The following is a 13,507-nucleotide window of genomic DNA, read 5'->3' as shown; positions in this document are numbered from 1 at the left end:
ATAATCAATACAAACTAGATGTTACTTGGAATCTCTATTTGACTTAAATCAAAACGCTCCATATATTCCGCGCTATATTCAAGCCTTCCAATTATGCCTTTTTATTGTCAAAAACGGCGAGTTGGAAGCACGTACGCAAAGAAAGCTATCGTTGTCGAGGTCCAGACGCTGGGGGGTGTTTTGGAAATCAAGACGATAGCTTTTGACGCGTTCGAATTTCGGGAAGAACAGGAGTTCGGCATGAACCAAGCGACCACAGCTACTGGTGCCTCCGAAGTGGTATACAACGAGGACGTTGTCCGTAAGTTTGTACTCGCCGCTACGTTTTGGGGTGTCATTGGCTTTATCGCCGGAACATTCATCGCTTTTCAATTAGCGTTTCCGGCGCTGAACCTAGGTCTGGAATGGACGACTTTCGGTCGTGTCCGCCCAGTCCATACATCGGCGGTTATTTTCGCCTTCGGTGGTTCAATTATGTTTGCAACGTCTTTTTACGTTGTTCAGCGCACCTGCCGCGCGCCACTATTCGGTGGCAAGCTGTTGGCAGATTTTATTTTTTGGGGTTACCAAGCATTCATCGTAATTGCGGCTCTCGGCTATGTCCTGGGTGTTACTCAGGGTAAAGAGTACGCAGAACCTGAGTGGTATGCTGACCTTTTCCTTACTGTTGTATGGGTAGCTTATCTCGTCGCCTTTGCTGGTACCGTGATGACACGCCGTGTTTCCCACATTTATGTGGCAAACTGGTTCTACCTCGCATTCATTATTACTGTTGCTGTCCTTCACCTGGGTAACAACATTACACTGCCAGTTTATTTCTTCGGTGGTGAAAGCCTCGCCAAGTCTTACATCTGGGCTTCTGGTGTACAGGATGCGATGACACAATGGTGGTACGGTCACAACGCGGTAGGGTTCTTCCTTACAGCGGGTTTCTTGGGCCTGATGTACTACTTCGTTCCAAAGCAGGCTGAACGTCCGGTATATTCTTACCGTCTGTCGATCATCCACTTCTGGGCGCTGGTCTTCATGTATATCTGGGCTGGTCCTCACCACCTTCACTACACATCTCTTCCAGACTGGACACAAACACTTGGTATGACTTTCTCTATCATGTTGTGGATGCCATCCTGGGGTGGGATGATCAACGGCTTGATGACGCTTTCCGGTGCTTGGGAAAAACTGCGTACAGACCCTGTACTGCGCTTCCTGATCGCTTCCATCGCGTTCTACGGCATGTCGACTTTCGAAGGTCCGGCTATGTCTATCAAAGCTGTAAACGGTCTTTCTCACTACACAGACTGGACAGTTGGTCACGTACACTCTGGTGCTTTGGGTTGGGTTGCATTCGTATCCTTCGGTGCGCTTTACTACCTTATTCCTAAACTTTGGGGCCGTACACGTTTGTACTCTCTGCGTCTGGTTACGTATCACTTCTGGATTGCGACAATCGGTATCGTTCTTTACATCACTGCGATGTGGATTTCCGGTATCATGCAAGGCCTGATGTGGCGTGCGTATGATGACCTCGGCTTCCTGCAATACTCCTTCATCGAGTCTGTAGAAGCGATGCATCCATACTACGTAATCCGTGCTTGTGGTGGTGTTCTCTTCGTTCTCGGTTCTCTGATCATGGTTTGGAACTTTATCAAAACCATCGGCGGCGATATCCGTGAAGAAGACGAATTCGTAGCACCGCAATCTGCGGCAGCTGAGTAAGGGGATCGATATGAAACACGAAATATTCGAGAAAAATACGATCCTCTTGGCGATCGGTATCATCATCACCATTTCCATTGGTGGTCTTGTTCAAATCGTACCACTTTACACAATGGATCAAACCATTGAGAAAGTGGACGGCATGCGTCCTTACTCTCCTCTTGAGCTTGCGGGTCGTAACATCTACATCCGCGAAGGCTGCTACCTCTGTCACTCTCAACAAATTCGTCCGTTCCGTGACGAGGTTGAGCGTTACGGTCACTACAGCCTGGCTGCAGAATCCATGTACGACCACCCCTTCCAGTGGGGTTCCAAGCGTACGGGTCCTGACCTTGCTCGCGTAGGCGGTAAATACTCAAACGCATGGCATACTGCGCACCTTATCCGTCCGCAAGATGTTGTGCCTGAGTCTGTAATGCCGATGTACAAGTTCCTGTCTGAAAAAGAACTGACGTTCAATGATGCAGGCGCTCACCTGAAAGCACTTCGTGCTGCGGGTGATCCGTACACGGACGAACAGATCGCACAAGCCGCAGCTGACTTCAAAACTCAGGCTCTGGGTGACGAAGCTGGCGACACGGACGAGCTTCTGGCTCGCTATCCGAAAGCGGTAATCGGTGATTTCGATGGTGATCCATCATCCATCACTGAATTGGACGCGCTCATTGCTTACCTTCAGATGCTCGGTACATTGGTGGACTTCACCACGTACAAGCCTGAAGGCGAGATGGCTCGATAGGTGCAAGCGTGAGCTTGGACGATTTAGTCTCACTCGGGCGACAATTATGGGTCGTCTGGCTGATGTTCCTGTTCTTGGGGATCATTTGGTTCGCTTTGCGTCCCAAAAACCAGAAGAAGTTTGATGAAGCTTCTCAGATCCCCTTACAGGACGATGATTAAGGAGATTAGTATGGCAAACGTGGAAAAGGATCCGGTAACGGGCACAGACACCACCGGCCATGAATGGGACGGCATTAAAGAGTTGGATACCCCACTTCCAAAGTGGTGGCTGACAACTTTTTACGTCACGATCATTTGGGCAATCGGCTACTGGGTAGTTTACCCATCCTGGCCGACGCTAAACGATTACGCCAAAGGTGTATTCGAAACAACGAACCGACTGGAACACGCCAAAGAGATGGAAGAAGTTAAGAAATCTCGTATGGCCTGGACGACAAAGTTCGAAGGTAAAGAAATTGGTGAAGTTGCAAAAGACGCAGAACTTCTGAACTACGCGATGGCAGGTGGTGCCGCGATTTTCGGTGAAAATTGCCAACCTTGTCACGGTGCTTCCGGTTCTGGTTCAAAAGGCTTCCCGGTTCTGGCTGATGACGATTGGCTATGGGGCGGTACTCTGGAAGCAATCCAGGAATCCGTAACATATGGTATTCGTTCCGGTCATGAAAACGAACGTGCATCTGACATGCCAAACCTGGTTGAAGATGAAACCCTCACAGCTGCACAAGCTGGCCAAATTGCTGACTTCGTTATGTCACTGTCTGGTCAGGGCACTGCTTCTGAAGAAGGCAAGGTTGCCTTTGAAGAAAACTGTGCTGCTTGTCACGGCGAAGAAGGTGAAGGCATTCAGGACCTTGGTGCTCCACGTCTGAACGACGGTATCTGGCTCTTCGGTGCTGGTAAAGACGCTGTTCTGGCTCAGATCAACAAGCCTCAGCATGGTGTCATGCCATCCTGGGCAGGTCGTCTGTCAGAAACAGAAATCAAACAAGTATCTATCTACGTTCACTCTCTGGGTGGCGGTCAGTAAGACACTTTCGTTTGATTTGACGAACATGTTTAACGGCTGTCGTGAAACACTCGCGACAGCCGTTTTCATGTCCGGATATATCACCAATCATTTCTAAAGATTTATAATATTACGATATGGTGATCTACCCATTAAACCAAATGGTTTGATAGAATTTCTAAATAAGAATTATTTGGAAAAAAAATGATAATTCGCCAGCCAAATTGACGGTTATCAATTGCTAATTTACCCGAACAAGTATAGGTTCGGGACAATATTTGTTGACCATAGATCGAGTATGAAACATGGCAAAAGCAGTCAGTAAACCCGAAGCCTATCAAGGCGATGGAAAAGGCCCTCTTTATGCAGACCGCATCAAAGTTCACCCGCGTGAATTTGTCGGCCCTTTCCGCAAATGGAAAACCATTCTGTTGTGGGTATTTCTGGGGCTTTACCACTTCTTTGCCTGGGTCAGATGGGACCGGGGACCCGGTGTTCCGGACCAGGCTGTGCTGTTTGATCTGCCTGGTCGGCGCGCGTATATTTTCTGGATCGAGATCTGGCCGCAGGAGGTTTATTACCTCACCGGCCTATTGATTATCGCCGCAATCTCCTTGTTTGCTGCCTCAGCCATTGCCGGGCGGGTCTGGTGTGGCTTTGCCTGTTTCCAGACCGTCTGGACAGACCTGTTCATGAAAGTGGAAGGTTGGATTGAAGGCGATCGTGCCAAGCGGATCAAGCTTGATAAATCACCGATGAGCATGAACAAATTCCTGAAACGCGTGGCCAAACATACTATCTGGTTGATGATCTCGCTTTTCATGGCCGTTTCGTTCCTGTGGTATTTCAACGATGCACCCACCATCACCAAAGACCTGCTGACAGGCAATGTAGGCGGCTGGACGCTGATCACATTAGGTGTTCTGACCTCCATGACTTACATCATGGCCGGTTTTGCCCGTGAACAGGTATGTTTCTACATGTGTCCCTACGGCCGTTTTCAGGGCGTGATGACCGATGAAGATTCCCTGCTCGTAACCTATGAAGCCTGGCGTGGGGAACCCCGTATGAAAGGGGCGAAAAACCTTGATTCCCCTGATCGCGGTCACTGCGTGGATTGTGGCCTCTGTGTGCAGGCCTGCCCAACCGGGATTGATATCCGCGACGGCCAACAGATGGAATGTATCGGCTGTGGTCTCTGTATCGATGCCTGTAACACCATGATGGACAACCTGAAACTGCCGCGAAATCTGATTTCATACGACAGTTACACCAACATGATTGCCCGCGAAAAAGGCGAAGGCAAACAGGTCCACCTGATCCGTCCGCGAACCATCATTTATGCCATCCTGCTGACAGCTGTAACGGCCGTTCTGATGATCAGTCTCAGTATCCGCGATCGTCTGGAAGTCAATATCATCCGCGATCGTGCGCCTTTGTTTGTTACACTGTCCGACGGCGACATCCGCAACGGCTATACCTATAAGATTTTAAATATGGAATCTGTGGGCAAAACCTACGAACTCAGCATCGCAGGCATTGACGGTGTGACCATGGATGTGATCGGTCAGGAAGAAAAAGCGCAGAAGACCGTGACCCTGAAAGCCAAGGCTGACCGTGTTGCGTCCTTCAAACTGTTCCTGAAAGCACCGCGTGGGGAACTGGATGGTGCCTCAACAGATATTGACTTTATCCTCAAGGATGTCGAAACTGGCGAAATTTCAAGCCAAGCAACAGTTTTCCGTGGACCTAAATAATGAGTAAACAACGTAAACTCGGGTGGTGGTACCCCTGGATCTTCGTCGGATTTTTTGCCGTCATCATCACGGTAAACGGCATCATGATGTATTTTGCCTTTTCCAGCTGGACGGGTCTGGAAACCAAGGACCATTACGTCAAGGGTCTGGCTTATGATGACAATGTAAACGCCGCGCGTGCACAGGAGGCCCTGGGCTGGGATGTGAAACTGGATGTCACAACGCTGAATGCCAATGATAAGGAACGCCATGTGGCCTATAAGGTCGTGTTCCTGGATCATAACAAAATGCCGGTTGACCAATTAAAGGCACATACCTTCTTTATCCGCCCAACATCAGAAGGCATGGACGTAGATGGTCCGGCCGAACTTTCTGAACCCGGCGTTGTCACTGGTAAACTGACACTGGCACAGCCCGGTCAATGGGACGTGCGCGTTCATGCAGAAAGCATGGGCCGTCAATACCAGCTGGTTGAACGTGTCGTCGTTAAATAACGATTTCACTGAACGATTGTCATGACAGAGACTTGTCTTCATTGCGGTGATCCCATCCCCCCCGTTTCAGACGGCGGGGATGGTTTTTGCTGTAAGGGCTGTGAAGGAGCCTATAACCTGATCAACGGTCTGGGGCTCAAAACATATTACGAGCGCCGCACCCTTGATCCAGATGTAAAGGCACTGCGCCCCGATGAAGATGAAGCCATCATTGATTACCGCGCCCATATCATCGAAGAAGACGGCAATCATAAAACCCTCTATCTAATGGTCGAAGGCATCCATTGTGCTGCTTGTGTCTGGCTGATTGAAACAGCGCTTGCCAAACAGGAAGGCGTTTTACAGGCCCGCGTCAATATGTCAACACGCCGTCTGGTCCTGAAATGGCAAGATGCAGCGATTGATCCCAATCATCTGGTCGGGATCATCAATGGCCTAGGCTATCGTCTGGTGCCGTATGATCCCGGTTTGCTCAATTCCGAAAATGAAAAGAGCGAGAAAGAACTGCTGCGCGCCATGGCCGTTGCCGGGTTTGCGGCGGCCAACGTCATGCTGTTTTCCGTTTCTGTCTGGGCGGGATATTCCCAAGGTATGCTGGCAACCACGCGTGATTTGATGCACTGGCTGTCTGCCCTTGTCGCTTTGCCCGCTGTCGCCTATGCCGGACGCCCGTTTTTCAGGTCCGCCATCACAGCACTGAAGTCCGGCCGTCTGAATATGGATGTGCCGATTTCGCTCGCCGTCTTGCTGGCAGCGGGCATGAGCCTTTATCAAGTGATGACGGGGGCAGAACATGCCTATTTTGATTCTGCCATCAGTCTTTTATTCTTCTTGCTAATCGGACGCTATCTGGACCGTCGGGCACGCGGCAAGGCACGCGGGGCAGCCGAACATCTGCTGGGTCTAAATGCGGTTGCCGTTACCGTCTTGAATGACGATGGCACAAAGTCCCTGATCCCACCAGATCAGGTCGTTGAGGGCATGACGGTTCTGTCCGCTGCCGGCGAACGGATCGCCATTGACGGCACCATCATCGAAGGCCAATCCGACATTGATACCAGCCTGATCTCTGGCGAATCCCTGCCGACAGCCGCCAAGGTGGAAGATCAGGTTTTTGCAGGCACCACCAACCTGTCTGCGCCGCTGAAAATCAAGGTCACCGCCACAGGCGAAGGCACCCTGCTGGCCGAAATCGTCCGTTTGATGGAAGAAGCCGAGGCAGGGCGTGCCAATTACGTCGCCCTTGCTGACCGGGTGGCACGTTATTACGCCCCTGTCGTGCATTTCCTGGCGCTTATCACCTTTGTCTACTGGTTCTTTATCGATGGCGCACTATGGAACGAAGCGTTACTGCATGCCATTGCCGTTCTGATCATCACCTGCCCTTGCGCCCTTGCTTTGGCCGTTCCGGTCGTTCAGGTGATCGCATCCGGTCGTCTTCTAAGACAAGGGATTTTGGTAAAGACAGGCACCGCGCTTGAACGGTTTGCCCAGATAAAAAACATCGTCTTTGATAAAACGGGCACCCTGACACTGGGTCGTGCGGAACTGGTCAACCGCGATGATCTTTCAAACGAGCATCTGGAACTGGCCGCCAGTCTGGCAGGCGCGTCCAAACACCCGTTATCACGTGCATTATGCCGTGCGGTTCCCCATATTGCGATAAAATCCAATGTGATAGAAGTCCCGGGCTGTGGGTTGGAACTGGATGACATTCGCCTTGGCAGCCGCGCCTGGTGTGGTCGTGAAGATGCCCCCTTAAGCGATGGGCCGGAACTATGGCTGGCCATCAAAGATCAAGACCCCATTTGCTTTAAATTTGCCGATCATGTCCGATCTGATGCCAAAGAAATTTTGAACGAGCTTCACACCCGCGGCTATGCCACTCATCTGCTATCTGGCGATCGGATCGAACCTGTCAAACATGTGGCAGGCGCGTTGGCCATTACCGACTGGAAAGCTCAATGCACCCCGCGCGATAAATGCGATGAGCTGGAAAAACTGGATACCGCCTTAATGGTCGGTGACGGGTTGAACGATGCACCAGCCCTGGCAGCAGCCCATGTTTCCCTGTCGCCTTCTACCGCCATTGATGTGTCACAAACCGCAGCCGATGCGGTTTTCCAGGGGGATCGTTTGAAGCCTGTTCTGGAAGTTCTGGGTGTGGCCAACAAAGCGGAACAGCTGGTGAAGCAAAATTTTGCTTTGGCATTTTTATATAACAGTGTGACAATCCCGCTGGCGATTGCCGGATATGTCACCCCGCTCATCGCGGCAGTTGCGATGTCTACCTCTTCTTTGGTAGTAATCGCAAATGCCCTTCGATTAAGCAGAGGAAAAGTCTGATGGAAAGTTTGTTGTACCTCATTCCCGCCATGCTCGTTCTTGGTGGATTAGGGTTAGCCGCTTTTCTCTGGGCTTTAAAATCCGGTCAGTATGACGATATGGAAGGCAATGCCGCCCGTATTCTTTATGATGACGATGACAAACCCCTGCCCGACCCGACGAAAGTGTCCACGGACACCAAGGAGAAAGACAAATGAGTAAGGCCACCAACACCAAGCGTATCACCCTGACCGACTTGGCTGCCCGCAAAGGACAAGACCCCATCGTTTGCCTGACCGCTTACACCACCTCCATTTCCCGTCTGATTGATGATCATGTGGACCTGATTTTGGTGGGCGACAGCCTCGGTATGGTGCTTTATGGCATGGACAGTACGCTCGGCGTCACGGTTGATATGATGATCGCGCATGGCAAAGGCGTGATGCGCGGATCAAACCAGGCCTGTGTTATCGTTGATATGCCGTTTGGGTCTTACGAAGAAAGCCCGGAAATGGCGTTCCGTAACTGTTCACGCGTCATGGCAGAAACCCGTTGTTCCGGCGTGAAGCTGGAAGGCGGCGTTGAAATGGCCCCGACCATTGAATTTCTGGTCAAACGCGGCATTCCGGTTGTGGCCCACATTGGCCTGACTCCACAATCCGTCCATGCTTTTGGTGGTTTTAAATCCCAGGGCAAGACAGATGATGCGGCAGACCGCATTGTAGAAGACGCCAAAGCTATTGCAGCAGCAGGTGCGTCTGCCGTTGTGGTCGAAGGTGTGATGGAACCGCTTGGCGTGCGGATCACCAAAGAAATCAATATCCCCACCATCGGCATCGGCGCATCCCCGCAATGTGATGGCCAGATTTTAGTAACCGAAGATCTGATCGGCCTGTTTGCCGAATTCAAACCGAAGTTTGTGAAACGCTATGCCCAGATGGATGAGATGATCACAGAAGCGGTTAAAGGCTATCAAGAAGAAGTCCGTGCCCGTACCTTCCCCGCACCCGAACATTGCTTTGGCTATAAAGGGGATAAGTGATCATGAGCATTGCTACGGTACGCACGGTTGCTGATCTTCGCGCACAAGTTGCCGAATGGCGCAAAGAGGGTCTGAAAGTCGGCCTCGTTCCCACCATGGGGGCATTGCATGAAGGTCATTTGACCCTGGTGAAAACGGCCCTTCAGACGTGTGATCGTGTGATTGCCACCATCTTTGTGAATCCCAAGCAATTTGGCCCGAACGAAGACCTGGATACCTATCCACGCACAGAAAAAGAAGACAGTGAAAAACTCGCCAGCGTGGGCGGGCATTTGCTGTTTGCCCCAAATGTGGCTGAAATGTATGGCGAAGACGGTGGGATCACCAAAGTGATCGTCACGGGTCTTGGCGATATTCTGGAAGGCGCCTGCCGTCCGGGCTTTTTTGATGGTGTCGCAACCGTCGTGACCAAGCTTCTGCTGCAAGCCCTGCCGGACAAAGCTTTCTTCGGGGAAAAAGATTTCCAGCAACTGAGTGTTATCAAAAGATTTGTGTCTGATTTGAATATCCCGGTGGAAATTGAAGGCGTGCCGACTGTGCGTGAAACAGACGGGCTCGCCATGTCATCGCGTAATGCTTACCTCATCCCGGAAGAGCGCGAAATCGCCCCGATCCTCTATCGCACTCTGTCCGAAGTGTCCGAACGTTTTAAGGTCGGTGGCACCAACGAAGCGCTTTGCAAATGGGCAAGCCAACAACTTCTAGACGGAGGATTCCAGAAAGTTGATTATGTGGTGATTAAAAAAACAGATGACCTGGCGACAGATGCAGCCAAAGGCGACGATTTCCGCATCCTTGCTGCTGCTTTCTTAGGGAAAGCCCGCCTGATTGATAACGTTGGTTAGTTTTTATAGTTTAAACTGGGTGTAAAGACAGGCTGAGCCTACAACAAACATCCCGAATAACCCTACAAGTGCCCAAGTCATTTTCTTGCCCTCTGACTACGTAATGTTACGCAGTATAGTTGATTTAAAATGAAATTGCTCCCCCAAATAGGTGAGATAGACCAACTTTTTTTCAACTGAAACGATTTCTTAAGCATTTTCAAATAGATTGCTAACAAGAAAAGTTCTGTCCGAGGGGTAAAATTATGTACGGTGATATTAAATCTCAGGTATTTAGCCTGTTTCCTTTCAGTTATGATGCAACCCTGATTCTTCTAGGGTTATTCATCTGGCTGATAACCGGGCTGGTCTTTCGTTTGCCCATGACCAAACTGGTCTGTGTCGCCCCCATCATCATCATTGCCGTTGCCATCGAAATCGCCGATGTAATGTTTCTATCCCAAGCGCCCATGCGCGCTGTTAGTGATTTTGCCTTTCTGGTCATTCCTGTGTTGGTTGTGGTATTCTTTCAGCATCAGGGATGGGCACGGGCTTAAAGATAGAAAATATGGTTTCATATAACGACATAGACAACATGCTGAAGCCTTTGGGCTTTTGTCTGCGTGGCGGGTTTAAAGACAAATTCACCACCATTCTTGTCGGCAATGTGGGATCAGATATCTGGAAACTGTTTGGCGAAGAATATGACGATTGGGTCGAACCGGACCCGCTGGACAATTGGACACGCACCCACCTTTTAGAAATGGCCGAACAACTGGACTGCAAGGTGGTCTTTCCGTTTGAAGGCCCGCGTTATGCCCCCTTTCAGAAATGGGCGATGAAGGCAGATACGGTCTTTCCCTCCCCCCTGGGACCGCTGATCCATCCAGTCTTTGGCCTGTGGCATGCCTATCGCGGGGCGTTTGTGTTCGATACGGACATCCCCGGCATCCCGGAAAAAGCCAATCTGAAATCACCGTGTGACAGCTGTCATAAAAAACCCTGCCTGCGTGTCTGCCCGGTCGAGGCTTATGATGGGGAAAGTTACGACGTGCCCAAATGTATGGATTATCTGACCCATCACGTGGATAGTGACTGTATGGACATGGGGTGTCTCGCGCGCCGTGCCTGCCCCATCGGTGAGAAATTCGCCTACCAGCGTGAACATGGCAAGTTTCATATGGATCGTTTTTTACGTTCTGCGCCGAATACCAAATCTGATAAGGTTTAATACAAATGATGAGATTTATTTTAAGGCGAAGTTAGGAAACATGTACAAAGCGATGCGGGGCATCGGTTAAGCAGGTTGACGCGACAGCGCCTTAAAATAAACTCACCCTACGGGTCGGGAAAAATTAAGTGCAGGATGTCGTCACGACTTATTTGTTGTGAGTGACACAACGGCATAAGTCGTTTCTAACCTGCACTTAATTTTTATCCGATCATTTGTATTAAACCTTATCAGATTTGGTATAAGCCCTAGACTCTTTAGCTCTTTTAGCCCATATAACAGCTTATGTTACCCTTTGTTAAAATGCATGGGCTCGGCAATGATTTTGTTGTGCTGGATGCCCGCGAAAACCCGATTGAACTTTCTGTAACGCAAGTGCAGGCGATGGCCGACCGACGTACAGGGGCGGGTTGTGACCAGTTTATCGTGATGGAACCGGCGCAGGATTCTGCAGCCGACGTTTTCATGCGCATCCGCAATGCCGATGGCAACGAAGTGGAAGCCTGCGGCAATGCCACGCGTTGTATCGCGCGTTTGATGATGGAAGAAAGCGGGAAAAAAGAAATCACGGTTGAAACGGTTGTGGGTCTTTTGCATGCAACAGATGCAGGTGACACAGTTACTGTCAATATGGGCCCCGCACGCCTGAACTGGGACCAAATCCCGGTGGCAGAAGAATGCAACACACTGAACATGCCTGTTGTTGTCGGTCCACTGGAAGGTCCGGTAGGCGTGAATGTTGGTAACCCGCATGCGGTGTTCTTTGTGGATGATTGCGAAACCATTGATCTGACCAACGCAGGCCCGCACGTAGAAACACATCCCTTTTTCCCGGAACGTGTAAACGTCGAAGTCGTCACCAAACAGGATGATGGCTCCCTTCGCATGCGCGTGTGGGAACGTGGTGTGGGCATAACACAGGCTTGTGGCACAGGCGCATGCGCTGTTCTGGTCGCAGCGGTTCGTCGTGGCATCATTAACGGACGCAAAGCCGATGTTATTCTGGATGGCGGCCCGCTGACCATTGAATGGTTGGAAAATGGCGAGATTCTGATGACCGGACCTGCCAGCCGTGCCTTTAGCGGATCGTTTGACGCATCCGTTTACCCCGGAGCGTAAAAGTAAGATGAGCGAAGCCAAGGTCGTCACGCTCGGGTGTCGTTTGAACACCTATGAGTCTGAAGTCATGCGCAAAAATGCGCGTGAAGCTGGCCTGGATAACGCTGTCATCATCAATACCTGTGCGGTGACAGGCGAAGCCGTGCGACAAGCCCGCCAGACCATCCGCAAGCTGCGCAAGTCGGACCCAGATGCCAAGATCATTGTGACCGGATGCGCCGCCCAGATCGACCCGGAAGCCTTTGCTGAGATGGACGAGGTGGATCGCGTTATCGGCAATAAAGAAAAGCTGGAAGTCGATAGTTTCTTACCAGAACGCACAGAACTGATCGAAGTCACCGATATTATGGAGGTCAAGGAGACCGCCAACCATCTGATTGATGGGTTCGATGGCCATACTCGCGCCTTTATCGAGGTTCAGCAGGGCTGTGATCACCGCTGCACCTTCTGCATCATCCCCTTCGGACGGGGGCCCAACCGTTCTGTGCCCATCGGTGAAATTGTCGATCGGGTAAAAAATCTGGTGGAACGCGGATACCGCGAAGTCGTGCTGACAGGGGTGGATGTGACCTCTTACGGTCCGGACCTGCCGGGCCAACCGACATTTGGCCAGATGGTGCGCCGGGTGTTGTCCAACGTGCCGGACCTGCCACGTCTGCGTTTAAGCTCGCTTGATCCCGCAGCCATCGACCAGGACTTGCTGGATGTGATCGCGCATGAGCCTCGTCTTATGCCGCATTTTCATCTGAGCCTGCAATCCGGCGAGGACATGGTCCTCAAACGCATGAAACGTCGCCATACGGTCTCAGATGCCATTGCCTTATGTGACAAAATCCGTATTCGCCGCCCGGATGCGGTCTTTGGCGCGGATATCATCGCAGGTTTTCCGACCGAAGATGACGAGATGTTTGCCACCACGCTGGAAACACTGGATCGCTGCACCATTACCTTTGCCCATGTCTTCCCCTTCAGCCCCCGTGAAGGCACGCCTGCTGCGCGCATGCCGCAGGTGCCGGGAAATGTGCGCAAGGAACGTGCAGCCAAAATCCGTGCCCTTGGGGAAGCGGCACTGGATGAATTTATGGAAAAACGCATCGGGAAAACCGTTTCCGTTCTGGTTGAAAAAAATAATGCCGGACATTGCGAACATTATTGTCCGGTGCAGTTGACAAGCGATGTGGAAGCGGGCCAAATCGTGGCTGCAAAAGTGATCAAGATTCAAGACGGAAGTCTTATTGGGGAAGTAATTTAA

At 51.0% G+C, this 13,507-nt stretch carries 15 protein-coding genes; 14 read left to right on the top strand and 1 reads right to left on the bottom strand.

The features are described 5' to 3' along the window. Positions 1-78 precede the first annotated feature (78 nt). Positions 79-372 (bottom strand): hypothetical protein, encoded by a 294-nt coding sequence (locus RYZ26_RS16215; RefSeq protein ID WP_317684331.1) that lies wholly within the window; start codon positions 370-372, stop codon positions 79-81. Here RYZ26_RS16215 and ccoN point away from each other — a divergent pair. The 14 genes from ccoN (at position 277) to mtaB (ending at position 13,507) form a co-directional block, all read left to right on the top strand. Then, the gene (ccoN, locus tag RYZ26_RS16210) at positions 277-1,716 is read left to right on the top strand and encodes a cytochrome-c oxidase, cbb3-type subunit I (protein ID WP_317684330.1); all 1,440 of its coding nucleotides are present in this window, start codon (positions 277-279) and stop codon (positions 1,714-1,716) included. The genes RYZ26_RS16215 and ccoN overlap by 96 nt on opposite strands. Positions 1,717-1,726: 10 nt before the next feature. Further along, positions 1,727-2,455, top strand: coding sequence for a cytochrome-c oxidase, cbb3-type subunit II (gene ccoO / locus RYZ26_RS16205; RefSeq protein ID WP_317684287.1), 729 nt, complete (start codon positions 1,727-1,729; stop codon positions 2,453-2,455). 14 nt (positions 2,456-2,469) lie between these two features. Beyond that, positions 2,470-2,616, top strand: a complete 147-nt coding sequence (locus RYZ26_RS16200; protein ID WP_317684286.1) for a cbb3-type cytochrome oxidase subunit 3 — start codon at positions 2,470-2,472, stop codon at positions 2,614-2,616. 10 nt (positions 2,617-2,626) lie between these two features. Next, positions 2,627-3,484: a cytochrome-c oxidase, cbb3-type subunit III gene (gene ccoP / locus RYZ26_RS16195; RefSeq protein WP_317684285.1), complete on the top strand. Its 858-nt coding sequence runs from the start codon at positions 2,627-2,629 to the stop codon at positions 3,482-3,484. Between the two features lie 284 nt (positions 3,485-3,768). After that, a complete protein-coding gene (gene ccoG, locus RYZ26_RS16190) occupies positions 3,769-5,220 on the top strand; it encodes a cytochrome c oxidase accessory protein CcoG (RefSeq protein ID WP_317684284.1) in 1,452 nt (483 codons plus the stop codon). Then, positions 5,220-5,714, top strand: a complete 495-nt coding sequence (locus RYZ26_RS16185; RefSeq protein ID WP_317684283.1) for a FixH family protein — start codon at positions 5,220-5,222, stop codon at positions 5,712-5,714. The genes ccoG and RYZ26_RS16185 overlap by 1 nt, the downstream gene beginning before the upstream one ends. Before the next feature lie 21 nt (positions 5,715-5,735). After that, the gene (locus RYZ26_RS16180) at positions 5,736-8,060 is read left to right on the top strand and encodes a heavy metal translocating P-type ATPase (RefSeq protein WP_317684282.1); all 2,325 of its coding nucleotides are present in this window, start codon (positions 5,736-5,738) and stop codon (positions 8,058-8,060) included. Further along, a complete protein-coding gene (gene ccoS / locus RYZ26_RS16175) occupies positions 8,060-8,257 on the top strand; it encodes a cbb3-type cytochrome oxidase assembly protein CcoS (protein WP_317684281.1) in 198 nt (65 codons plus the stop codon). The genes RYZ26_RS16180 and ccoS overlap by 1 nt, the downstream gene beginning before the upstream one ends. Then, the gene (panB, locus tag RYZ26_RS16170) at positions 8,254-9,081 is read left to right on the top strand and encodes a 3-methyl-2-oxobutanoate hydroxymethyltransferase (protein ID WP_317684280.1); all 828 of its coding nucleotides are present in this window, start codon (positions 8,254-8,256) and stop codon (positions 9,079-9,081) included. Before ccoS ends, panB begins: the two co-directional genes overlap by 4 nt. Before the next feature lie 2 nt (positions 9,082-9,083). Continuing rightward, complete coding sequence (gene panC, locus RYZ26_RS16165; RefSeq protein ID WP_317684279.1) at positions 9,084-9,926, top strand: pantoate--beta-alanine ligase; 843 nt, start codon at positions 9,084-9,086, stop codon at positions 9,924-9,926. A 245-nt stretch (positions 9,927-10,171) separates the two neighbouring features. Further along, entirely contained in the window at positions 10,172-10,462 is a 291-nt protein-coding gene (locus tag RYZ26_RS16160) for a hypothetical protein (RefSeq protein ID WP_317684278.1), read from the top strand. An 11-nt stretch (positions 10,463-10,473) separates the two neighbouring features. Beyond that, entirely contained in the window at positions 10,474-11,136 is a 663-nt protein-coding gene (locus tag RYZ26_RS16155; protein ID WP_317684277.1) for a ferredoxin, read from the top strand. A 285-nt stretch (positions 11,137-11,421) separates the two neighbouring features. Further along, positions 11,422-12,255: a diaminopimelate epimerase gene (gene dapF, locus RYZ26_RS16150; RefSeq protein ID WP_317684276.1), complete on the top strand. Its 834-nt coding sequence runs from the start codon at positions 11,422-11,424 to the stop codon at positions 12,253-12,255. A gap of 7 nt (positions 12,256-12,262) precedes the next feature. Next, entirely contained in the window at positions 12,263-13,507 is a 1,245-nt protein-coding gene (mtaB, locus tag RYZ26_RS16145; RefSeq protein ID WP_317684275.1) for a tRNA (N(6)-L-threonylcarbamoyladenosine(37)-C(2))-methylthiotransferase MtaB, read from the top strand.

The organism is Terasakiella sediminum (assembly GCF_033100395.1).
Classification (GTDB): Bacteria; Pseudomonadota; Alphaproteobacteria; order Rhodospirillales; family Terasakiellaceae; genus Terasakiella.
The sequence above is the reverse complement of the archived record's forward strand: the minus strand, read 5'-3'. Positions and strand labels throughout refer to the sequence as shown.